20 protein-coding genes are annotated in these 21,493 nt (G+C 39.6%); 12 read left to right on the top strand and 8 right to left on the bottom strand.

Annotated elements, in window-relative coordinates; translation table 11 throughout:
- Positions 1-12 precede the first annotated feature (12 nt).
- Entirely contained in the window at positions 13-1,212 is a 1,200-nt protein-coding gene (locus ACKGJO_RS04550; RefSeq protein WP_411322216.1) for a hypothetical protein, read from the bottom strand.
- Between the two features lie 516 nt (positions 1,213-1,728).
- Positions 1,729-2,121, bottom strand: a complete 393-nt coding sequence (locus ACKGJO_RS04545) for a hypothetical protein (protein ID WP_411322215.1) — start codon at positions 2,119-2,121, stop codon at positions 1,729-1,731.
- Between the two features lie 71 nt (positions 2,122-2,192).
- Between ACKGJO_RS04545 and nei the strand changes: the two genes are divergently transcribed.
- The 3 genes from nei (at position 2,193) to ACKGJO_RS04530 (ending at position 4,143) form a co-directional block, all read left to right on the top strand.
- Positions 2,193-3,020 carry an endonuclease VIII gene (gene nei, locus ACKGJO_RS04540; RefSeq protein WP_411322214.1) on the top strand — a complete coding sequence of 276 codons (828 nt, stop codon included), beginning with the start codon at positions 2,193-2,195 and terminating at the stop codon, positions 3,018-3,020.
- An 83-nt stretch (positions 3,021-3,103) separates the two neighbouring features.
- The gene (locus ACKGJO_RS04535) at positions 3,104-3,595 is read left to right on the top strand and encodes a DUF4920 domain-containing protein (protein ID WP_411322213.1); all 492 of its coding nucleotides are present in this window, start codon (positions 3,104-3,106) and stop codon (positions 3,593-3,595) included.
- A gap of 56 nt (positions 3,596-3,651) precedes the next feature.
- Positions 3,652-4,143, top strand: coding sequence for a putative metallopeptidase (locus tag ACKGJO_RS04530; protein ID WP_411322212.1), 492 nt, complete (start codon positions 3,652-3,654; stop codon positions 4,141-4,143).
- A 29-nt stretch (positions 4,144-4,172) separates the two neighbouring features.
- On the opposite strand, the gene ACKGJO_RS04525 is transcribed toward ACKGJO_RS04530, so the two are convergent.
- The 4 genes from ACKGJO_RS04525 to ACKGJO_RS04510 all read right to left on the bottom strand — a co-directional run bounded on the left by ACKGJO_RS04525 (position 4,173) and on the right by ACKGJO_RS04510 (position 6,542).
- Complete coding sequence (locus ACKGJO_RS04525) at positions 4,173-4,517, bottom strand: four helix bundle protein (RefSeq protein ID WP_411322211.1); 345 nt, start codon at positions 4,515-4,517, stop codon at positions 4,173-4,175.
- Between the two features lie 123 nt (positions 4,518-4,640).
- Complete coding sequence (locus ACKGJO_RS04520; RefSeq protein WP_411322210.1) at positions 4,641-4,865, bottom strand: translation initiation factor; 225 nt, start codon at positions 4,863-4,865, stop codon at positions 4,641-4,643.
- A gap of 134 nt (positions 4,866-4,999) precedes the next feature.
- Positions 5,000-5,305, bottom strand: coding sequence for a hypothetical protein (locus tag ACKGJO_RS04515; RefSeq protein ID WP_411322209.1), 306 nt, complete (start codon positions 5,303-5,305; stop codon positions 5,000-5,002).
- A 13-nt stretch (positions 5,306-5,318) separates the two neighbouring features.
- Positions 5,319-6,542 carry an MFS transporter gene (locus ACKGJO_RS04510; protein WP_411322208.1) on the bottom strand — a complete coding sequence of 408 codons (1,224 nt, stop codon included), beginning with the start codon at positions 6,540-6,542 and terminating at the stop codon, positions 5,319-5,321.
- A 322-nt stretch (positions 6,543-6,864) separates the two neighbouring features.
- Here ACKGJO_RS04510 and ACKGJO_RS04505 point away from each other — a divergent pair, with 322 nt between their 5' ends.
- The 7 genes from ACKGJO_RS04505 (at position 6,865) to ACKGJO_RS04475 (ending at position 16,431) form a co-directional block, all read left to right on the top strand.
- Complete coding sequence (locus tag ACKGJO_RS04505; protein WP_411322207.1) at positions 6,865-8,202, top strand: type II secretion system F family protein; 1,338 nt, start codon at positions 6,865-6,867, stop codon at positions 8,200-8,202.
- Positions 8,203-8,218: 16 nt separating this feature from the next.
- Complete coding sequence (locus tag ACKGJO_RS04500) at positions 8,219-9,994, top strand: GspE/PulE family protein (protein ID WP_411322206.1); 1,776 nt, start codon at positions 8,219-8,221, stop codon at positions 9,992-9,994.
- Between the two features lie 80 nt (positions 9,995-10,074).
- The gene (locus tag ACKGJO_RS04495) at positions 10,075-10,581 is read left to right on the top strand and encodes a Crp/Fnr family transcriptional regulator (RefSeq protein WP_103663906.1); all 507 of its coding nucleotides are present in this window, start codon (positions 10,075-10,077) and stop codon (positions 10,579-10,581) included.
- 131 nt (positions 10,582-10,712) lie between these two features.
- Complete coding sequence (locus ACKGJO_RS04490) at positions 10,713-11,957, top strand: type IV pilus twitching motility protein PilT (protein ID WP_411322205.1); 1,245 nt, start codon at positions 10,713-10,715, stop codon at positions 11,955-11,957.
- A 10-nt stretch (positions 11,958-11,967) separates the two neighbouring features.
- Entirely contained in the window at positions 11,968-13,704 is a 1,737-nt protein-coding gene (locus tag ACKGJO_RS04485; protein ID WP_411322204.1) for a PilN domain-containing protein, read from the top strand.
- Position 13,705: 1 nt separating this feature from the next.
- Positions 13,706-14,581 (top strand): hypothetical protein, encoded by an 876-nt coding sequence (locus ACKGJO_RS04480; protein ID WP_411322203.1) that lies wholly within the window; start codon positions 13,706-13,708, stop codon positions 14,579-14,581.
- 5 nt (positions 14,582-14,586) lie between these two features.
- Positions 14,587-16,431 carry a type II secretion system protein GspD gene (locus ACKGJO_RS04475; RefSeq protein ID WP_411322202.1) on the top strand — a complete coding sequence of 615 codons (1,845 nt, stop codon included), beginning with the start codon at positions 14,587-14,589 and terminating at the stop codon, positions 16,429-16,431.
- Positions 16,432-16,479: 48 nt separating this feature from the next.
- On the opposite strand, the gene ACKGJO_RS04470 is transcribed toward ACKGJO_RS04475, so the two are convergent.
- Positions 16,480-17,262, bottom strand: a complete 783-nt coding sequence (locus ACKGJO_RS04470) for an alpha/beta fold hydrolase (protein ID WP_411322201.1) — start codon at positions 17,260-17,262, stop codon at positions 16,480-16,482.
- 319 nt (positions 17,263-17,581) lie between these two features.
- Here ACKGJO_RS04470 and ACKGJO_RS04465 point away from each other — a divergent pair, with 319 nt between their 5' ends.
- Together ACKGJO_RS04465 and ACKGJO_RS04460 are read left to right on the top strand one after the other, a co-directional pair.
- Positions 17,582-18,217, top strand: coding sequence for a lysophospholipid acyltransferase family protein (locus ACKGJO_RS04465; protein WP_411322200.1), 636 nt, complete (start codon positions 17,582-17,584; stop codon positions 18,215-18,217).
- A gap of 3 nt (positions 18,218-18,220) precedes the next feature.
- A complete protein-coding gene (locus tag ACKGJO_RS04460) occupies positions 18,221-19,009 on the top strand; it encodes a DedA family protein (protein WP_411322199.1) in 789 nt (262 codons plus the stop codon).
- 75 nt (positions 19,010-19,084) lie between these two features.
- On the opposite strand, the gene ACKGJO_RS04455 is transcribed toward ACKGJO_RS04460, so the two are convergent.
- The gene (locus ACKGJO_RS04455; RefSeq protein WP_411322198.1) at positions 19,085-21,313 is read right to left on the bottom strand and encodes an NADP-dependent isocitrate dehydrogenase; all 2,229 of its coding nucleotides are present in this window, start codon (positions 21,311-21,313) and stop codon (positions 19,085-19,087) included.
- Positions 21,314-21,493 lie beyond the last annotated feature (180 nt).

Here is a 21,493-nt window from a genome sequence, read left to right as displayed (position 1 = left end):
AGACAATCATTTTCATTTTATAAGGGTAGTTTTAATAAAGGGATTTGAGCCTGATACATCAGTAACACCTATCACCAACCCATCCCCATACTCCGTTATCTGAGGAAACCCGCTGCTTCTGTCTTTGGATAATCCCTGTATCGAGTATTCACCTTTCATTTCTCCCTTCAGGTCATATTTTCTGATCATCAACTCTGCATTCTCTTCATTTGGTCTGAGCCAGCTTACCCAAAGTACTCCTTTTGTCATATTCAGGTCTACACGGCCAAGAGGGGCCTCAGAATCTAGTACAACAGGATCGCCGTAAGTCTGACCATGATCTTTTGAGATAGCCATTTTAACCAAAGCCTCGCCATTGGCACCGGTAAACCAGGCTACGGCTACGGTGTTGTCATAAGCATCTATAGCAGGACCATTAACCGGGCAGGCCGCAATGTGCCAGTTATCATCGTAAATGGCTTTTGGGTCTGACCATTCTTCATCTATCAGCGTTGTGGTGTAGATATCGCGAATTTCATTGGAAGTTCGGTTTCGGTAAGCAGCAGCGTATCCTGCTTCAGTTTTAACGATGGCTGTTTGGCAGCAATCGCAGACGGTTTCATCAATAAGAAATTTCTCAATGATATTTCCGTCAGTGGAAATATGAGCGGCTCTGAGGGTCATAGCCTTATCCATGTTGGCGTAATCATCAACGGCTCTCCCCAGGGTATTTCTTCCGTCCAGCCAGAGGGCCATATAGCTGGAATCAGTAGCCGGCGACATACTGACGAATCCATGTTCGGTGGGAGTGTTGTCGGTATGGGCAGTAAAGGCCTCGGTCCAGCCTTTATTGTAAGCCTTCATCTTAATGTGATAGGCATAGGTGCCTCCTTCAACCTTATCCATCCAGTGAGCGGCCATGGGTTTGCCGTTTCGGGCAATAATGGAGGGGTAGTCCGCCCAATTGACGAACCAGGTGGAGTCAGATACGATCTCAACCGGTTCACTCCAAGTATCATCTTTAAAAGTGACGTACTTTAGTTTGGTGACGGAGTTTTCTCCTTGTTCCATCCAACTCATGAATACGGTGCCGGTGTTATCGGTAAAGAGTCTGGGATAGAAGCTGTTTTCGGAGGCAGGAGAGGGTATCTCCTGTATGTGAGTGTCAGATGCTGGGTTACACCCGGTTATGAGAATAAAAATGACAAAACAAATTATGCCGGAGTATTTCATGAATAAAGGTTTGGTATTGTTAAGTAGTGAGAATGTACATGAAATTGAGCAAACGGACATCCCCCTGCAAATAATAAGAGATAATTTTCGGTCCCTCTTCAAAGAGGGATTTTATTTCTAACTCATATCTTTACCCTTGAGCGCGTAAAGAAATGTACTTCGCGAACCTTGCGTAATCTTTGCGCCCTTTGCGGTTTATACCATAGTACTATCGAGCCACTTAATCCATCATTTCGTCCTGTAAGATTCTATTTCAAAGATATTTATTATGAAGGACGGGGTGATGGATATATGTCGCTTCCTAGATGTATATGAAATTCGATACATAACTACTGACATCCCTCTGTTTTTGAGCTTCAGCTCAAAAACTATCTCCCTTCCAAGGGAGAATTCTCTTTAACGGCTTGGGTTGTTAGTGTTATGAAAGGCGGCTAATAAATCTATTTAATTGGTCAGGCGAAATTCCCTCTTTGAAGAGGGACCGGCATTGAGCTTCAGCTCAATGACAGGGGGATGTTAGTCACTCAGAGATTCCTGTCTGGTATAAGCCAAATAAGCCAGATAGATACCAGTCAGGTGTAAGCCAATAACCGTCAGGAAATAGTATAAAGGCTCGGTTTGATGAGAGTTGGCAATTTCAATACCACGCCAAAGGAGGAGGATACCTCCAAATAAAACCGAATAAAGCTTACTCTTGGACCTCATCACGGTCAAAACCAGCATGGCGGCCAGCCAGGTGCTGGTGAGGACAGAGGCAAAGATCACATAGGTCCATACATCAGCAGGGAGGTGAGAGATGCCATAAAAGTTAAATTCGACCCGATGGTAGAAAGTGATGATAAGTCGGGCAAAACCCTCGAAGAATAGGATCCCCAAAAATCCGGAAATAAGGGTGATGATGGCTTTCATTGAACGTATTTTTCATGTGATTTGTAAAGAATGCTAAACTATTAACTATAAACCAATAACCATAGTAAAATATGCCAGAAGGACCGGAAATATGGCGTGCCGCTGATAAGATCAGTCAGGCAGTAGCCGGAGAAGAGATCATTGATCTTTATTTTGCATTCGATGAACTCAAAGAATTTGAAGAAACACTGAAAGGCCGAAAGATCACCTCGGTTACCCCAAGGGGTAAAGCCATTATCACGGCTTTTGATAATGAATTCAATCTCTACTCACACAATCAGCTGTACGGAAAGTGGCTGATCAGCAAGACGCCTAACGAACCGGATACCAATCGTTCATTACGAGCAGCTATCCGAACGAAAAAAGGCTCGGCTTTTCTTTATTCTGCCTCAGAGATCGAAATGCTGGTGGATCGGGAAGTGGAAGATCATCCCTACATCAAGAAACTGGGTCCCGATGTGGTGCACCCTGATACTACCTATGAAGAAGTTTTAGACCGGTATAAAGGTGATACCTTTAAAAATCGCAAACTGGCTACGCTGTTACTTGATCAGAGTTTCTTGAGCGGAGTCGGGAATTATCTGAGAAGTGAGATCATGTTTTGTGCGAAGGTTGACCCTGAATTCAGACCTAAGGATTGTACCGATGAGCAGATCGAGGCGTTGGCAAAGTATTCGGTTGAACTATCAAGGCGTTCCTATAAGACCGGAGGTTTAACAACCGAACCGGAACTGGTTGAAGCTCTGAAGCGGGAGGGAAGTTCAAGGAAACAATATCGGCACTATGCTTATGACCGTACCGGAAAACCGTGCTACAAATGTGGCAAAGAGATCGTTGAAATTAAGACTGGTGGAAGAAAGATCTATTATTGCGAGAACAGACAAAAAGAGTATCATTAATTTAGATAATCGGACGATATCGGATGAGATTTACCCAAACTTATTTGTATGTTTGAGCTCCCTGAAAATCTACGTAATATCCTATGAAAACATTATGGATCGCTATAGGTGCTATGTTTATATCAACCGGAGTATTTGCTCAGGAAGCTAAGGTAATACGCCTATCTGAACCGGTTGAGCAAACAGAAGAGTATGAAGTGTTCGGCGCTCCTGTAAATAACTGGGATACGGCACTCACTTTGAGCGAACTGGTCGACTCTCCAGATCGATATAAGGATAAAGTGGTCACTATTGAGACTAAGATCGCCGAAGTATGTGAGAAGAAGGGATGCTTTTTTGTGGCAAATGCCGGAAATGAGTCTGCACGTATTACCTTCAAAGACTATAAATTTTTCATTCCAACCGACTCAAAAGGTAAGACGGTTAAACTGATCGGTAATTTTGAGGTCAATGAATTGACTGAGGAAGAGGCTGAGCATTATGCTGAAGATGCCGGTCAGAATCCGAATCTAATTTCCGGGCCACAGAAGGAATATTCGATCGTTGCAAAATCTATACTCGTACCAAGATCATAAATCAATTCTGCACTATTTTATAAAGAAAATATTAACAATAAAACTAAATTCTATTCATGCCAGAGAACGATTTTTTAAACGCTGAGCCGACTGTACATTCAACCAAGCAACTCATGGAATCGCCTGAGGTGGAAGCCATTGCAAAGAAGGTGATCGAAAAGCACAAAATGGAATTTGGTCCGGCTGAGATAGGGTACTTTCTTGTTTATCCAAACTTATCTAAACAGCGGGCTGCCAAATGTATGAAGGCGAGCCGTGAGGTAAAGCATTATTCGGGCAATGACTATCTGATCGAGATCTCAGGTGAGCTTTGGGATATGCTTGATAATGATACCAAGGAGATGATGTTATATCATGAACTGCTGCACGTGGATCCTACCTTCAAGTCCAAAACACAAGAGTGGAAAATGACCATTCGAAAGCCGGATTTCGCGGATTTCTACACCATCAACGACAAATTTGGCAACGAATGGTACAAGACTATCCAGGCAACAGCCTCATCACTATATGATCTGGATCCTAAACAGGAGAGTAAAGTTAAATTATAGGTGTTAGGGAATAGGTTTTAGGTGTTAGTTTATTTCCTTAGCAAAGTATGGATCATTTTTTGAACTTCGTCGTTGCAAACTAGTGCTTTGGTCAGATCACTAGGTTCAATGATTTTATCCTGCCTTAGTAACAGTAGTTGAGTTTCGAGTTCAAAACTGGAACCCAGTGAAATTCTTAAAAATCGTTTAAAATCTTTTCTGCTCTCTCGACTGCTTCCCTCAGCAAGGTTCGATGGAATTGAGATAGATGATCTGATTATTTGGTCGCGATAGGTGAACTGTTCGTATTTAGGTAATTTATATACGACTTGACGGATTTCAGTTGCCAGCTCCATGCTTCTTTGCCAAACAATAAGATTTTTGAAATTTTTCACTCTTCTTATTTTATATATGGTTTACTTTTGAAGTAAGAGCGATGAAATTCAAATTCCTTACAAAATTAAATTTTGAAAATAGAAATCCAAGGTTCAAAATCACTAACACCTAACACCTTGAACCTAATCCACCTCATATCCTTCCTTAGCCAGGATCTTCTTAATTCTATCCACATGGTCCCCCTGAATTTCGATGGTCTTTCCCTTGATGGTTCCACCGGTCCCTAATTGTGTTTTCAATTTCTTTTCAAGCTTTTCGATGACCTGAGGGTTGTGAGTTATACCTCTAATCACAGAGACCTGTTTCCCTTTTCGTCCTGCCGTTTCCATTTTTACCGTTACTTTCATAAATGAACCACTTGTAATTTCGTTATAAATTTTCTTCTCAGAAGGTAACAGATGTTAAGGGGCAATTAAAACAAAAAAAGTCCGCGGGAAAGAACCCAGCGGACTTCAAATAATTACTAAAAGAGTTTAACAGTTTAGTTAGCCGTTTTTCTTCTTGTTCCGGATATCTGATCAAATACTGTCTCTTCACCTGAAGGAGAGGTGAGTGTGATCTTTATGGTCAGATCAGCCGCATCATTCGTATTTTCATCGGTATCTCCTATTGAAAAATTAAATTCGGTTGAGCCTGCTCCGGGAAACAAGCGATTACCCAAGGTGAAATCAGTAGCACCGGTTACTTCAATTCCCTCACCGGCTTCAACATTTATTTGGGTTCCGGCCGGCATTGGTTTACCATTTATATCAGTAACGGTATAGGTAAAGCTGGCACCAGCGCTCATTTGAAGGTCAGTTTCAGGCTGCAGTAGGTGAGTGTGCTTTTTCAGAATTAAAATCAGGTTCAGGTACATGCTTCCAGACAATGTAGGCCATTATCAGAATCATGACAGTTCCAATGATCGTGTTGCTGACATATCCACTTTTTACATAAAACGGCCCTGCTATGGATCCTCCAACACCATACCCAACCTGTCCGATAGCAACTAACAAACTCATCAAAGACCCTCTGTTGTCGGATTTTATAAGTTGTGTTGACAGGGCCTGAAATGGACTTATCCGCATAGCAATAAGAACCATGGTCAGGAAAAAGATGATATAGGCCACCCAAAAATCCTTAATAACATAAGTAGTGATAAGCATGACTAAGGATAAACCCAGACAGGAAATAATAATGATCTTTTTACGGCCAATTCGATCCGAAATTTTACCGGCTATAGGACCGGTTATGACATTAGCTATTCCTCCAACAAAGAAAAGCGATGCTATAGCGGTTCCACTCACGCCAAATGATTCTTCAAGCCAGGTAGGTAGGTAGACCACATATACTGATACGCTTAAGAACATGACAACATATGCCAGGGCCACTGCTCGCACCTCACTTCTCCTAAGTAGTTTTAAATATTTATCGAAAGATCCCTTGAATGTGATCTTATCCTTTGATAACTCCACGTTTGGCTGAGGTACCTTTAGATAGGTTAGAATAAATGTAAGGGCCATAATTCCCCCAAACAGAACAAATGGAATCCGAAAGCCGGAAATATCAGCTAATAAGGTGCCAAGCGGGATACCGAGTATTTGTCCCATGGCGATCCCACTCATGATCCAGCCGTTTGCCCAACCACGTTTCTCGTAGGGAAAATAATCCCCGACGTAGGCAACAGCAGCACCGCTTAACACACCACCGGCCATACCTGCCAGGGCTCGAACTACCATTAGTCCCCAAAAAGAATCAACAAGACCGTGAAGAAATAGGGAAATGGTTATGCCACCGGTTCCGATCAGTAGAATTTTACGTCGACCTATTTTATCTGACAGTGGCCCCATTATGATCGCAAAAACACCGACCATGACTGCATATACCGTTACAAGATTTCCTAGGATCTCAAGAGGTGTACCGAGTTGTTCACTGATTCGGGGGAGAATAGGAGAGATGATCATGACCTGACTACTCGCGGCAAATACCAGTAGCCACAGAGCAAAAATAATTATATAAGGATTACCGTCTTGTTCTTTGGTCATAGGATGTTTTTTGTGAAGATAGACCGCATCAGTTTAAAAAACAGTAAATAATTATAGCTTTAATTCTTATGAGATTCTCACAGTTCTAAGTAATACCAAATTTTTGAGTGCTATTTATCTGATTCATATATATAAATGTGACAAAATCATTATGCTTATTTGCTAAAATAATGTAGTTTATCGCACCATCTATAGATATATACAGTGTTTTTGGTTACATGAAGAATAAATAATTTGTTCACTGTTTAAATATTTTTTTATTTCAAGTAATCATTATCGGGTTATAAATGTATAGAACCCACAAGCAGCAGAGAAAGTTACTATGGCACAATTCAGGCTTAAAGCTATTTCCCAAAAAGGCAAGGTTGTACAAACTGAGTTTGAGGCTGACAACAAAAAGCAAGCACAGAACAAAGTTGATCGCTTGTCAAAAACAAACGGATTGAAGATACAGGCGCTTGATGAAAAGAAAGTGTACATGTATAAAGCGCAACGTGCCGGTAAAACCGTAGTTACAGGAGAGCAGGAGGCGTACAGTAAAGAAGAACTTGAAAAGGCCTTAGTAAAACTTGGTTATAAGGTTAAAAGTATAAACAAGAAGCTGTTTGATTTTAAAGGCAGCGTTCCCCACGATGAAGTTGTAACCTTTATCAGTTTATCTGCCGATCTCCTTAACCAACAGCTGCCATATGATGAGATCCTGAACCTTCTTTATGAGGATACTCAGAATAAACGCATGAAAGAGGTTATTAAGACTATTCAGAAAGACCTTAAGGATGGTAAAGAGGGAGATGAAGTGTATGGCAAGCATGAGGATGTATTTGGGAAGTTTGCCTCATATATGTTAAGTGTTGCTTCCACATCGGGTAATATGGCCCTCGTATTTGAAAGTACCGCTAAATTCCTTGAACGGGATGCTGAGTTTAAGAAGAATATGCGTCGTTCATTGATGATGCCTGCTGTAACGGTTTTGGCTGTTATTGGGGTGATTTTGTTTTATGTGGGTTATATTTTCCCGGCAACGGCTGAGTTATTTCTAGAGTTTGATATTGCACTCCCACCTATGACTGCCGCAACTTTGGAGTTTAGTTACTGGTTGAGTGACAACTGGATATTAATTTTAATGTCATTTCTTATCCCGATCTCAGCCTTTATTTATTTCATTAAAACACCGAAAGGTGAACTTCTTAAAGATAAGTACATCATAAATATTCCTGTAATCGGGGATCTGCTCCACAAAACAAGCATTGAGATCTTTGCTCGCGTATTTTACACGCTTTACAGCGGTTCCGGACAGAATATTGAGGTTATAAAAGTTGCTGCCGAAGCCTGCCGTAATAAATATATGGAAAAGCAGATCAAGGAAGTGGCTATAAGAAGAATGCTTAAGGATGGTGCCGGTCTGATAGAATCTATGGAAGCGACCGGTGTTTTTACTAATACAGCATTAAGTAGATTCAGGCTTGGTGCAGAGTCAGGAGCATTGCGCGAGAACGCCAAGCAGCTTGCTGAATATTACGAGCTTCAAACAACTTATAAAATGCAATCAGTCATTGATATGATAAATTTATTTGTAAATTTATTTATTATGATTGCACTGATCGCAATTACGGTCGTATCCTCTGAATCAGCGATCATTCAACCAAATACGGGCGTATAAACAATAGAAGTAATAAATGGGTAAAATAAACATCCGCAGACATATAGGTGATATCCTTGTCAATAAAGGCGTTATTACGGATGAACAGCTTCAAAAAGGGTTGCAGATATTATCTGAGGAGCCAAAGGAAAGTAATAGGCGTTTAGGGCAGATTCTTTCTCAGGATCTTGGGCTGAGCCGGCACACGATCATGAAAGAGATTGCTAACATCTATGCTTTCCGGGAAGTGCTTAAAGATGTTGAGGATATCCCAGGTGAAGTGCTTGATCACATTAAAGAAAACATTGACGAACTATCCAAAGAGATCGTAGATGAATTGGTCCATCATAAGGCAGTTCCTTATCAGAAGACTCAAGATGCCATTGTAATTGCAGCGGCAGACCCGTCTGACCCAAATATTCAGAATATCCTCAATAAGATCAATTTCAAACAGACAGAACTTGTTTATTGCAAGTATGAATCTGTTGAAGAAATTCTTTCAAAGGTTTATGAGCAAAAGAATGAATTCCTTGATCTGCTTGAAGAAATAGATTATGAAGAACCTGACCTGGAAAAAGATCAGGAAGAAGTTGATGAAGAAGAGATCGATGCTGAGATCAATCAAAGCATGCTCAACTCTTTGGTTGAGGGAATGCTTGTTGAATCGGTGCGGCAGGGTGTAAGTGATATGCACATTGTGCCAAGTTCACCAACTACTACGGATATTCGTTTTCGTGTTGATGGTAAGCTTCAGCTTTGGTATCAGCAGAAAAATGTTAAACCTGAGGCTATCACTGCTGTAATAAAGGATAAAACAAGAAACGTTGATCGTTTTGAAAGGGATGCCTCCCAGGATGGTTTTATTCAGCGGCAGATTGACGGTGTGGGTATTCGTTATCGTGTATCCATTATGCCTATCGTGGGTAAACAATTTGATCGAAAATTTGAGTCTATTGTAATTCGGGTTTTGGATGACCGAAATGTTATACGCGATCTCGATAAGCTTGGACTGCAGAAGAATGCTAAGGAAAATTTCATTAAATCCATCAAAAAACCTTCTGGTATTGTTATCATAACCGGCCCGACCGGTAGTGGTAAGTCTACCACTCTTGTTGCTGCATTATATTATGTGATCGATCCAACTAAGAATGTATTGACTGTTGAGGAACCGGTAGAGTATATCATAGAGGGTGCAAGGCAGCTTAAGATCAGTAATCACATGACTTTCGATCAATCTATTCGTGGTATCTTGCGTCATGACCCCGATATTGTATTAGTGGGTGAGATGCGTGATCTTAAAACAGCAGAGATCGCCATTAAATTAGCGAATACGGGTCACCTTACTTTTTCAACCCTTCACACGAATGATGCGCCCAGTGCTATCTCACGTTTGTTTAAGATGGGTGTGGAGCCCTTTCTTATTGCCAATGCGGTAAATCTTGTTGTGGCTCAGCGACTTATTCGAAGGCTGTGCAACAACTGTAAGGTAGAATTTCAACCCCATCCAGAAATGGCAAAAGGATTAGGGTTTACAGATGAAGAAATTGAGACTACTACCTTTTATAAGCCCGGAGGGTGTGAAAAATGCAATAACACAGGTTATAAAGGTCGTGCCGGTATACATGAAGCTCTGTATTTTTCTAAAGAAGTCAAGCAAATGATCCTTGATGCCGGTGGTGACATTGATGAAGGCGCGATCAAGGATTTGGCCATGTCTCAGGGCATGCTCACTTTGCGTGGTTCAGGTCGTGAAAGGATAAAAGAAGGAATTTCAACAATAGAAGAAGTCATAGCAGCAACTATTGAGGATTAATAAGAGGTAAAAATTGAAAATTAATATTAACTTTACAGATAGCGACTTGTTGTCAGCGGTAACTATTATAGGGGTTTACTATGAGCAGTGAAAATTCAAATTCCAGTGATGAACTAATGACGGACTATATAAAGAAATTCCTCAAGGAGCCTCCTTTGCTTCTGAAGAACTTCCATTATGAGGACGTACTGGAATTTTTGCAACTGGGCGTTGAAGAACGTTTTTTAAATGATGAAGTGATATTAAATGAATCTGAATATGTAAATTCAGCCTACTTAGTTGCAGAGGGTAAAGTCAGTATCTGGAAAGACAACATTCAAATGGCAACACTGGGCGAGGGTAATTTTTTAGGTGAAGCTTTTCTTTTTAGTAAAAATAACAGAATGGCAAAGGTAACAGCTGACGGGGATTGCGTACTGCTGAGGTATGAACGGTATGAGGCTTTAAATTTCTTTCGCAAAAAGCCTGAAAAGCTTTTCAATATATTCACAAAAAATATCATTGAAATACAGCAAAGAAAGATCAGCAACATGAATGTTCAGTTGTTAAACCTTAAGAAACGGTTGTTGAACGATACCAATTGGTAATAGGATATAGCTAAATTATAGGGTACAATTAATTTAATGTTGTTTTATTAAATTAAATTAATTTAGTTTGTAACATATCATCTACAAAAACATCTATTACTGTGTCATCTTAAAATGTTATTGGCTTGTATATGGAGACGGCTAAAATCTCTGATAAAATTAATGAATTAGTTCAGCCAGTCATAGATCAGGTTCCTCGTTCAATGCGAGGAATTGACCGGCATATGGCTATTGGAAAGGTTATTGATAACCTGGACGATGAGCATCGATCTCAATTATCCAGCGTGGTTGATTCTTTGCTAGTCAGAATGCTCAAAAATGAGGCATCTGATATCGACATAGGCGGGCCCGGTTGTGATGGAAAGGTCTGGTATCGTATTTTTGGAAACAAGAGTCCTGCCAAAAACCCAACAGGTTTAACACACGATCAGACCAATGTCTTGCTTCATAATATTATCCTTCCTTCACAGAGGAGAAAATTGATCGAAGATAAAAATCTTGATTTCTCCTACAGTATACCTCTGGATGAGAGCAAGAATCAGCGGTTTCGTGCTGATATGTATTTCGATCTTGAGCATCTTGCTTTGAATATGAGGAAGATCGATAATACAATCCGTCCCTTTAAAACTTTAGGTGTTCACAGTGAAATTGCTAAGGCTCTTAGTCTAAAATATTACAAATACGGCCTTACACTCATCACCGGTATTACCGGATCCGGTAAATCATCCACGCTTGATACGATCATTGATGCTAACAACAGAACTGTCGATTCGCATATAGTGATCATAGCATCACCTGTTGAGCTGATCCACAAGCCAGTTAAGTCTGTGGTGAGGCACAGGGAAGTTGGCAGAGATGTAGAGTCCTTTAAAGATGGGGCTATACAATCGCTGCGTCAGGATCCGGATATCATTGTAATTGGTGAGTTGAGAGATCCCGATACTATTATGACCTCATTAGAGATCACTGACTCAGGTCACAAAACCTTTGGAACACTTCACACTTCTTCAGCCATGGAGAGTATTGAACGTATCTTGGGAGAGGTTCCAACGGAAGAGCAAAATCGTGTAAGAACCCGACTAGCCGACGTATTGACTTGTGTGATCAGCCAAAAACTGGTGCCCAGTCTTGATGGAAAACGGGTTCTGGCCAAAGAAGTTTTGGTCGTAAATTCGTCTGTTCGTGCTGCTATACGTAACAACAACATAAGCGAGATCTATCAGATGTTGATGGAAGGTGGTGAGCGTGGGATGAATACTATGGAACAAGACCTAAAAAGGCTTTATACTCAAGGTGTTATTTCCAAGGAAACGGCTTTAAACCATGCGAACAATAAGACCAAGATCTTGCAATTATTAAGTGAAATTAACTACTAACGGATAGTACATGTTCCAAAACAAGACATATACAGGTATTGTTGTAGAAGGTGATTCACTTAAAGTTGCCAAACTTAAAGTGGCCGGAAAGAAATTAGAACTTGTAAGTCTTGATCAAGTCAGGCTGATAGAGCCTTTAAAAACTAGAAAAAGTCTTCAAAAGCAAAAAGCTGAACCTGTTTTTGAAGATCTTGAGATGGATCAGGACCTTGATGATGAAGAATTGATCTTTGGCTTGGATTCTGATGAAGATGAAGATGAAGACGATGGACTTGATCTGGAAAACCTGGATGATGATCTGAATGATCTTGATTTTGAAGATCTGGATGATACTTCAGAGCAGGTCATAGATACTGATATGGTGGACGAAGCCGGTGCACCAGCTTCCAATGAACTGCTTTTATATAATTTACTGAGTTCTATAAGTTCAGACCGGGTTGATCTTGGAATAAGTATTCCGGCGGGACAAACCATATTTCAGATCCTTAAGGATACTGACTTTTCTGATACCAAGAAAAAAGACCTGCAGGTTATTGTAGACGATAGATTAGAAGCATTGCACGGGGTCCCGAAAGGCGAAGATTTTTATTCCTACACAGTAAGGGATGATGGAGCATTACTACTAACATCCATTGATGATGAACCTCAGCTACTAACGCTATTAAATAGGACCCAAGATCTTTACAGAGGAAAGTTATTTATAAATCAGGTTCTTCCTGAGGAGATACTCTTATTAGGGCTTATCAGAGCAAATTACGAGCTCGAAGAAAATAGTATTTCAGGTGTTGTTCAGTTTGGTGAAGAATTCTGTCGTGTGATCTTCTTGAGGGGAGATCAGCTTTGGATCGTATCACCAATAATAACTGAAGGGGTAAATAGTAAGAAGTTTTTAAATACAGTATTCAGTAAGATCTTATTCCAGTTAGATACCGGCGAGGTTCCAAACCTGGACAGACTGATAATCTGTAACAATTCTCTTGGCGATTCTGCCATTGAATTTTTTGAGGAGAGATTTCAGGACGTTGATGTTTCTGAATTTCATTATCAGGAAGATTTCCTTGATACTGAAAATATCAATGAATCAACTATATCATCTTTTACTACAGCTATTGGTGCAGCCTGGGCCGCTTCCGGGCATCGATCTGACGTACTTCCTAATATCTCGTTCTTACCCAAGTATGTAGATGACCGACAAAAGATCTTTAAGCTTCAATGGCATGGGTTTCTGTTGCTATTCCTTATCCTCATAACTCCGATGGTGGCGAACTATTTTATCACACAAAATGCATCAGAAATAGATCGACTTGAGGGTAATATCAGTACCCTGGAAGCACAGATTCGATCACTTGAATCAACAGTTCAGCGATCTAATGAGATAACTAATGAATTAGGTCAGATACAATCCAAATTAGCCCTTCTAAGTGAACTAAATCAGGGAACACTGAGGTGGTCAACCAATCTTGATCAGCTCAACAGTGGTGTAAGCGATATTAATTCACTGTGGATCACAGCAATGCGACAAAATCAGAATAATAGCATTGAATTAGCCGGTGTTGCAAGGTATAGAGATAGAATACCGATGCTTGCAGACCTTTTTAATGATGCAACATTATTGAACGTCACTACAGCAGAAATCAGGTTAGAAGAAGTCTTTGAGTTCAGATATGTTGTGGAAAGCTTTTTTGAAGACGAAAATATATATACACCTGAGAATGTTCAGGGAATACAAGAAATAATAGGGGAATAAATTGTCATACGGCGTTAGAAATACCATTATTCTTTTAGTTGCACTCTTATTGTTGGGGGGTGGTGCTTTTGCCTATATTCAGTTCATTCAAGTTCCGGAACTGGACAAATTGGAGGCTGCATTACAAGAAAAACAACAGGATTATAACAATAAGAAAGCGATCAGTGACGCCTTTCCTCAACTCAATGAAAATTATCAAAATGCTTTATCTATCATAGAGAACTATGATAAATCCCTTTACAAAACCCCTAATCCTGATGACGTTTTCGACTACCTGAATTTTATCAGAAACAGTTCAGAGAATCTAAGAGTATTTTTTGACTTTAATTTTGTTGACTCTACCGCACAGGATCAATATGGCATTATTCGCTCCAACTTGAATGGTTACGGAAACTTTGAAAACGTTGTCAATTTTATAAATACAATAGAAAACAGTCAGTTACTCAATAAGGTAACGGCATTATCTTTGGTTCCACCCGGTGGTAATAATGAGGCACAGGAATTAACTGATATTACATTCAATTTCACATTGGAAAGCTATTACGAACGAATCCCAATTCAGGAAAATGTAACGAGAACTAATATTTTGACCAGAAATCAACAGGTTTCAGTATATAATTCTTTTTATCCGCTTATTCAGCCCTCAGTACCGCCAAATACCGACAACCTTATTAATATAGAACAAAGCAGGATAATTGGCATGACCGCATCCAGAATTTTTATAGTTGATCAGGGAGGAAGTGTACAATCTCTGACAGTCGGAGATGATGTATATCTCGGTTCTCTTCAGTCTATTGATATTAATAATAAAACGGCTACTTTCAATTTAAATAAAGGTGGCATCACGGAACTAGTTACCTTGGAGTTAGAGCGATGAACACAATGAAAGCACTTTTAAATAGATACTGTTTGTTATTTACTCTCTTCACGGTTTTACTGTTGAACGTTGTGCCTCAGGTAGCCTCAGCTCAGATCGTTGACCCTCTCAAGGAATATACTAATCCTGATGAAGTTGTTGCTTTCAATAAGAGTACAACCTATAACGAGGCCATTGAGATAATTGACACTTTTGCGCAGGAGTACGAGGATAGATTCATAGTTGATAACTCAGGGTATAGTGGAGCAATAGGAGTCAACCTTCCGGCTATGCATTGGAAAGATGCCCTAGAATACATTATTCGGTTCCAGGACCTTGAGTTGATTGAGTTTGAAGAGTATTATGAAATTGTAACCCCCATAGATGAAACTATAACAAATACTACCCAGGCAACTGGTGGAAATAGAACAGGACAAGGCGGTACGGGTATTATACTGCCAACTACAGAAACAAGGGAAATAAGAATAAATGCCACATTTTTTGAGGGTAACAAAAGAGCCTTGCAGGAAATAGGTATTGATTGGTCAACTTTAACAAGTGATGTTCCTGATAATTTGAATGATTATGTGAGTGGAGAAGGTAACGAATCAATACCCACTTCTGATTTTAATGATCAGTTTGTAGCAATAAATTCTTTTAATGCTCAAAGTGTGTCACAAAACGCATTCAACGCAGTCGTAAATATGGGTGAATTTGGCCCCGGTATCAGCGTACAGGCGCTCTTTAGTGCATTTGAAGCTGATAATCTGGGTAAAGTGCTTGCCACTCCCTCCATCAAGGTTGTGGATGGGGAAGAAGGAAATATTCAGGTAGGCCAGGATTTCTCGATCAAACAAAGAGATATTGCTGGTAACGTGACTGATAACTTTGTTAGTACAGGTACTATACTTACAGTTACCCCGCAGATCATTACTCAGGAAGATACATCTTTCGTCTATTTGGAATTAGAAGTTGAAAGATCAACAGCGCAGCCTGATGTTGTAAGTACAATCATTAATAAACAAGAAGCTACAACGTCAGCTATACTTTTAAATGGGGAGTCAACCTATGTCGCTGGTTTATACAGAACGGAAGAAACAACTGTTCGCCGAGGTATACCATTATTGAAAGACATACCGGTGCTCAAGTATCTGTTTGGATTCAATTCAAAGGATTTTTTGGAAAATGAATTGATCATTATTGTTCAGGCAGAACTTGTAGAGCCGGTCAGAACCCGATTTGACAATGCAAGGCTTACAAAGCGTGACGTACTCAATAACACAAGAGACGATATGCGTGCGGACCTCGACAGAGTATTTTCTAGAGAAGAGGGAAAGTTTTTAAGTCCTGATGCGATAGATACTTCTGATGAAGTGGTAATTGAAAAGCCAAAGGATTCTGAAGAAACAACTGAAACAATTGAAGAAGAAGATAAAACAGAAGAGATAAAAGAAGACCTTTCAGAGGAACAGCAAGAAATTGCAAAAGAACTCAGCATGCCTGTTCAAAAACCTGAATTGATGGTTGTTGTTCCTAAAGCTTTTAGTTTAGATGAGTATCTTGAGTACAAAGCCAACGGTGGAAAAGAGGAGATCATTAAAAATAATATCAATACTGATATCAAATATTTCATCATAGGCGGTTCATTCCTGGTACCCGGCAATGCTGAAAGGTTTAGAGAACGCCTTGAAAGAGAAGGTTATAATACCAGAATCCTTTTCAATCCTGAAACCAGGTTCAACTATGTAGCCTACGAAGGATATGCTGATTTTGATAAAGCAGTAGATAGAACTTATGAGGTCAGAGATTCATTTAACGATGAGGCCTGGTTGTTTACACTTCGGGACAATACCGAAGAAGTGAGCAGATAGGTAAGGAGTGATTTCTTTGGTATAGCAAATGAATGATAAGTAAGCTTATCAAGAATGGGTCTTTAAGTATTCAATTGAGACCCTGTTGAAAGCACCGGGTCTCTCCACATTGCAGACGTGTCCACAGTTCTCGATGACTTTCAAGCTCGAGTTTTTGTGCTCCTTTACTATTGATTTAACAGGAGGCAAGAACATGTGATCTTCACTTCCCATAACATATAGCATTGGGGACTTCACTTCTCTTTCTTTAAAGTATCTTAATAAGGGATTTACTTCGTTTGTAAGTTTAAACCATCTTAAGAACTCTTTTTGATATAGCTTCTTTGCTTCACGAATGAATAAATTCCTGGATTTGGCATGACGTTTTCTAGGCATTATGATCCAAGCAAAAAATTTATAGAGCCACATATAAGGGATGAATCTTTTAAAAGTATGACCAAGAAATACAAGAATACGTGAGCGAACATTTAATCGGGTAATAGCGCCACATAAAACAGCAGATTTTACTCTTTCAGGGGCAATTTCACCGATCGTTCTGATAATAATAGTTCCTAATGAGACCCCAATAAAATGAGCTTTATCAATATCCAGGTGATCTAAAACATCGATAACATCCTGACTAATGAATTCAAAAGAATAATCTTCTTCGTAATATTTCTGAAGTAGGTCTTTAGATTTTCCATGTCCTCTAAGATCGATCAGAAGAACGTTAAAATGCTTTTTAAAATCCCGTAATTGACTAAACCAAATAGAGGAACTGCCGCCGGCTCCATGGACAAAAATTACCCAATCCTTATCCTGAGATGATATATATTTCTTATAATAAAGCATTAGCCAAGATTAGCAATAAATTTTATCTATTTAAATACTTGAAGAACATTTAATAAACATAGTAACAGTTTGGGAACAGTTAAAGTTTACATTGGCATTTTTATATTTCGACGCGATAAATTAAACTATTACAGTATTAAAATATAATATGAGGCACATAGCAGCAGTAATTAAATTGAGTGGGTTTTTGGTGACTACACTGTTTTTCTATTCACTTATCATGATTGTGTTAGTGTTATCATTGATCGGGCTTAATTATGAAAAGTACAGGAGCTATCTACTCAATTATTGGGGCAAAAGTGTTTGTGTGATCATGAGAATGAAATTCGAAATAAGTGGTAAGGTACCTCGCCCGCCATTTTTTTTAGTTTCAAATCACCTTAGTTACGCGGATGTCTTCGTTTTATTCTCTCAGTTAAGGTGTCTTTTTGTGGCCAAAAGTGATGTAAAGCAATGGCCGTTGATTGGCTTCATAGTAAAGACTTGCGGTATTTTGTTTATTGACCGACAACGAAAAAGGGATATCACGCGAGTGAACAGTGATATTTCAAAAAATATAAATGAGAATCAGGGCATTATAGTATTTCCTGAGGGAACGACAAGTCCGGGCACTGAAGTATTAAGATTCAGAGCTCCTTTACTAGAGTATCCTGCCAGCATGCGTTTTCCTGTTTCGTATGTTGCTTTATCATACCATACGCCCGAAAGTGAAGAACCTGCTTACCGTTCAGTATGCTGGTGGGATGATACCTCATTCTTTGTCCACTTTTTTGAACTTCTTAAACTCAGATCTATAACATGTTATATGAGATTTGGTGAAAGTACTATCACTAAGAATGACCGTAAAGAGCTGACATTAGCATTGAACAAGGCTGTATCAGAAAGGTTAAAGCCGACTATAAGGACTAAAGAGTATAATCATAGACATGGGGAATTTGAGCCCCTAAAGATTTAAGCAGTGAAAGGTTTATTTTCAGTTAGTTTTTTAATCCTATGTTTTACAGCATATATACCTGTTGATCTCTTTGCTCAAGATTCAACAAGTAATGCTGATACTTTGTCGGTAAACAGATATGACTCTGTTTCGAGAGACAGTCTGGATAAGTTACTGCCTTATCTGGATGAGGTTAAAGCTGATTCCCAAAATGAATTGAATATGCTATATGTACTGGCGATCGCAACTTCATCTTTGATCAGTGAAGATCTTGCTGCTATAGGGGCAGGGCTGATGGCAGTAAACGATCTGATCCCATTCTGGTATGCAGTTCTGGGAGCCATACTCGGGATATTATTTGGTGACTACTCACTTTATTTTGCCGGCAGGTATTTAGGCAGACCAGTTTTAAGAAAGGCTCCGTTACGTTGGTTCATAAAAGAAGAAAGTGTAGTTAATTCTGCTATCTGGTTTGATAAAAAGGGTCCTTTTATTCTATTTCTTAGCCGATTTATACCCGGGAGCAGATTACCTGTTTATCTTACAGCCGGGATATTAGGTACCGGTTTTTGGAAGTTTACGCTTTATTTTGGTCTGACTGTCCTTATTTGGACACCGATGTTTGTTTGGTTCTCCATGTTGGCAGGGCAGGAGATCCTGTATATGTATGAAGCCTACGAACAATATGCCATTCCTTTTATTCTCATATTCATTGGGCTCTTGTACGGATTTTACAAGATTCTACCTCTATTGCTAACTCCGGCAGGAAGGCGTTTACTTTGGAAAAAAATCAGGTTTAACTTCCGAAAATGAAAGCATGATCAATAAAAAAGTCCGGACAAGTGTAATATCCGGACTTAAAGTTGTTGGTTATATATGAGTTTCAGATCAAATAGAACTAATGATCTTGTTTAAAGTTTTACTAGGTCTCATTCGATCAAATACTATCTCACGGTCGGGCCAATAATACCCGTTTATATTTTCAGGATCACCCTGTGCCTCTATCAGTTCCTTGTTGATCTGCTCTTCATTCGTTTTAAGCTGCTCCGCAACCGTCTTAAAATGATTTGCCAATTCAGTGTCTTTACGTTGATTAGACAATGCATCAGCCCAATACATGGCTAAATAAAAATGACTTCCACGGTTGTCATGTTCATTTACTTTTCTTGAGGGGGATTTATCATTTTGCAGATACTGAGTGTTTGCTTCATCGAGAGCTTCCGAAAGCACAAAAGCACGATCGTTTTCAAACGTTTTCCCTAAGTGTTCAAGGGAAACAGCTAATGCAAGGAACTCACCCAGTGAATCCCATCTGAGGTGACCTTCATCCAGGAACTGCTGAATGTGCTTTGGAGCAGAGCCACCTGCACCGGTTTCAAATAATCCGCCACCATTCATCAAAGGTACAATAGAGAGCATTTTAGCACTTGTTCCAAGTTCCAGAATAGGGAAGAGGTCGGTCAGATAGTCACGCAGTACGTTACCGGTCACTGATATGGTGTTTTTTCCGGCTTTCGTCCTTTCCAAAGTATAACGCATGGCTTTTACAGGCGACATGATCTGAATATCCAATCCATCAGTATCAAAATCAGGCAGATATTTATTAACCTTCTTGATGAGCTCGGAATCATGTGCTCGATTTTCGTCAAGCCAAAAAATAGCAGGAACGCCTGTTTCCCGAGCTCTGCGTACAGCCAGGCCGATCCAATCTTTAATCGGTGCGTCTTTGGTTTGGCACATTCTCCAGATATCACCTTCTGACACTTCGTGTTCTAAAAGGCTTTTACCTTCTTTATTTACTACTTGAACTTTGCCATTGCCCGGAATTTCGAAGGTTTTATCATGTGAACCATATTCCTCAGCTTTTTTAGCCATCAATCCTACGTTAGGGACACTACCCATAGTGGTTGGATCAAATGCTCCATTTTCTTTACAAAAGTCGATCACTTCCTGATAAATACCGGCATAACTGCTTTCCGGGATTACGGCTTTGGTATCCTGAGTTTCGTCATTTTTATTCCACATTTGTCCTGATGTACGTATCATAGCCGGCATTGATGCATCAATGATAACATCACTTGGTACGTGCAAATTAGTAATACCCTTGTGTGAATTCACCATAGCCAGGTCAGGACCCTTTTCATAACACTTTTGTATATCAGCACGGATCTCAGCTTGTTTATCCTCATCAAGTTCCTTGATCTTGGATTCAAGGTCTCCAAAGCCATTGTTAGGATCTACTCCAAGTTCCTTTAGAGTCTCACCGTGTTTTTCAAATACGTCTTTAAAATATACTTTTACAGCGTGACCAAATATGATAGGATCAGAAACCTTCATCATAGTTGCCTTTAAATGTAGTGAAAAGAGGACGCCTTTATCTTTGGCATCTTGAACCTGTTCTTCCAAAAAATTAATCAGAGCTTTCTTACTAAAGTTCCCGGCATCTATAACTTCACCGGGTAACAGTGGGGTACTTTCCTTTAATACATGAACATCTCCATCATTACCTACGAATTCAATTCTTACGTCATCTTCATTATTTAACGTAACTGAACGTTCTGAATGAGCAAAGTCATTATCATCCATGGTTGAAACATGAGTTTTAGAATCAGAACTCCATTCACCCATAGAATGAGGATTTTTCTTTGCATATTCCTTGACTGCTTTCGGAGCTCTTCGGTCTGAATTACCCTCGCGCAGTACAGGATTTACAGCACTGCCTTTTACAGCGTTATAGCGCTCCTGAATTTTCTTTTCTTCTTTGTTCTTTGGCTCTTCAGGATAGTCAGGAAGATTGTACCCTTTTTCTTGTAGTTCCTTTATTGCAGCTACCAATTGCGGAACTGAAGCACTGATATTTGGAAGCTTCATGATGTTTGCTTCAGGCTTTTTAGCAAGTTCACCAAGTTCAGCAAGATCATCCGATACTATTTGATCATCCTTAAGATAATCCGGAAATTTGGCAAGAATCCTTCCAGCCAGGGATATATCTTTGGTTTCAACATTAACACCCGCAGCTTTGGTAAAAGCTTCTACAATGGGTAAAAAGGAATGCGTTGCAAGGTAGGGGCCTTCATCAGTAATAGTATAAAATATCTTTGCTTTATCAGTGTTCATCTTTTAGTAATAGTTAGAGGTTTGGAATTTTATTTCGTGATCCTCAACATTAAAAAATTGAAGAAAGTAACAGGGTCTTGAGTTTACAAAATTTCGAGGCAAAAGGACATCCCACTGAAGACTGAATACCTATGAAAAAAATAATGATTATCTAATATCAGCGTTAAATCTTAAATAAAG

Origin of the sequence: Gracilimonas qinghaiensis, assembly GCF_046602855.1 — a bacterium.
In the GTDB taxonomy this organism is placed as follows: Bacteria; Bacteroidota; Rhodothermia; order Balneolales; family Balneolaceae; genus Gracilimonas.
This window is presented reverse-complemented; position numbering and strand designations above follow the sequence as displayed.

What these genes read in the sequence shown, in the direction of transcription:
- ACKGJO_RS04455 (WP_411322198.1), bottom strand. Translation starts at nt 21,313, where the DNA reads ATGAACACTGATAAAGCAAAGATATTTTATACTATTACTGATGAAGGC.
- ACKGJO_RS04505 (WP_411322207.1), top strand. Translation starts at nt 6,865, where the DNA reads ATGGCACAATTCAGGCTTAAAGCTATTTCCCAAAAAGGCAAGGTTGTA.
- nei (WP_411322214.1), top strand. Translation starts at nt 2,193, where the DNA reads ATGCCAGAAGGACCGGAAATATGGCGTGCCGCTGATAAGATCAGTCAG.
- ACKGJO_RS04550 (WP_411322216.1), bottom strand. Translation starts at nt 1,212, where the DNA reads ATGAAATACTCCGGCATAATTTGTTTTGTCATTTTTATTCTCATAACC.
- ACKGJO_RS04465 (WP_411322200.1), top strand. Translation starts at nt 17,582, where the DNA reads ATGAAATTCGAAATAAGTGGTAAGGTACCTCGCCCGCCATTTTTTTTA.
- ACKGJO_RS04495 (WP_103663906.1), top strand. Translation starts at nt 10,075, where the DNA reads ATGAGCAGTGAAAATTCAAATTCCAGTGATGAACTAATGACGGACTAT.
- ACKGJO_RS04490 (WP_411322205.1), top strand. Translation starts at nt 10,713, where the DNA reads ATGGAGACGGCTAAAATCTCTGATAAAATTAATGAATTAGTTCAGCCA.
- ACKGJO_RS04485 (WP_411322204.1), top strand. Translation starts at nt 11,968, where the DNA reads ATGTTCCAAAACAAGACATATACAGGTATTGTTGTAGAAGGTGATTCA.
- ACKGJO_RS04545 (WP_411322215.1), bottom strand. Translation starts at nt 2,121, where the DNA reads ATGAAAGCCATCATCACCCTTATTTCCGGATTTTTGGGGATCCTATTC.
- ACKGJO_RS04500 (WP_411322206.1), top strand. Translation starts at nt 8,219, where the DNA reads ATGGGTAAAATAAACATCCGCAGACATATAGGTGATATCCTTGTCAAT.
- ACKGJO_RS04530 (WP_411322212.1), top strand. Translation starts at nt 3,652, where the DNA reads ATGCCAGAGAACGATTTTTTAAACGCTGAGCCGACTGTACATTCAACC.
- ACKGJO_RS04475 (WP_411322202.1), top strand. Translation starts at nt 14,587, where the DNA reads ATGAAAGCACTTTTAAATAGATACTGTTTGTTATTTACTCTCTTCACG.
- ACKGJO_RS04510 (WP_411322208.1), bottom strand. Translation starts at nt 6,542, where the DNA reads ATGACCAAAGAACAAGACGGTAATCCTTATATAATTATTTTTGCTCTG.
- ACKGJO_RS04520 (WP_411322210.1), bottom strand. Translation starts at nt 4,865, where the DNA reads ATGAAAGTAACGGTAAAAATGGAAACGGCAGGACGAAAAGGGAAACAG.
- ACKGJO_RS04470 (WP_411322201.1), bottom strand. Translation starts at nt 17,262, where the DNA reads ATGCTTTATTATAAGAAATATATATCATCTCAGGATAAGGATTGGGTA.
- ACKGJO_RS04535 (WP_411322213.1), top strand. Translation starts at nt 3,104, where the DNA reads ATGAAAACATTATGGATCGCTATAGGTGCTATGTTTATATCAACCGGA.
- ACKGJO_RS04515 (WP_411322209.1), bottom strand. Translation starts at nt 5,305, where the DNA reads ATGAGCGCTGGTGCCAGCTTTACCTATACCGTTACTGATATAAATGGT.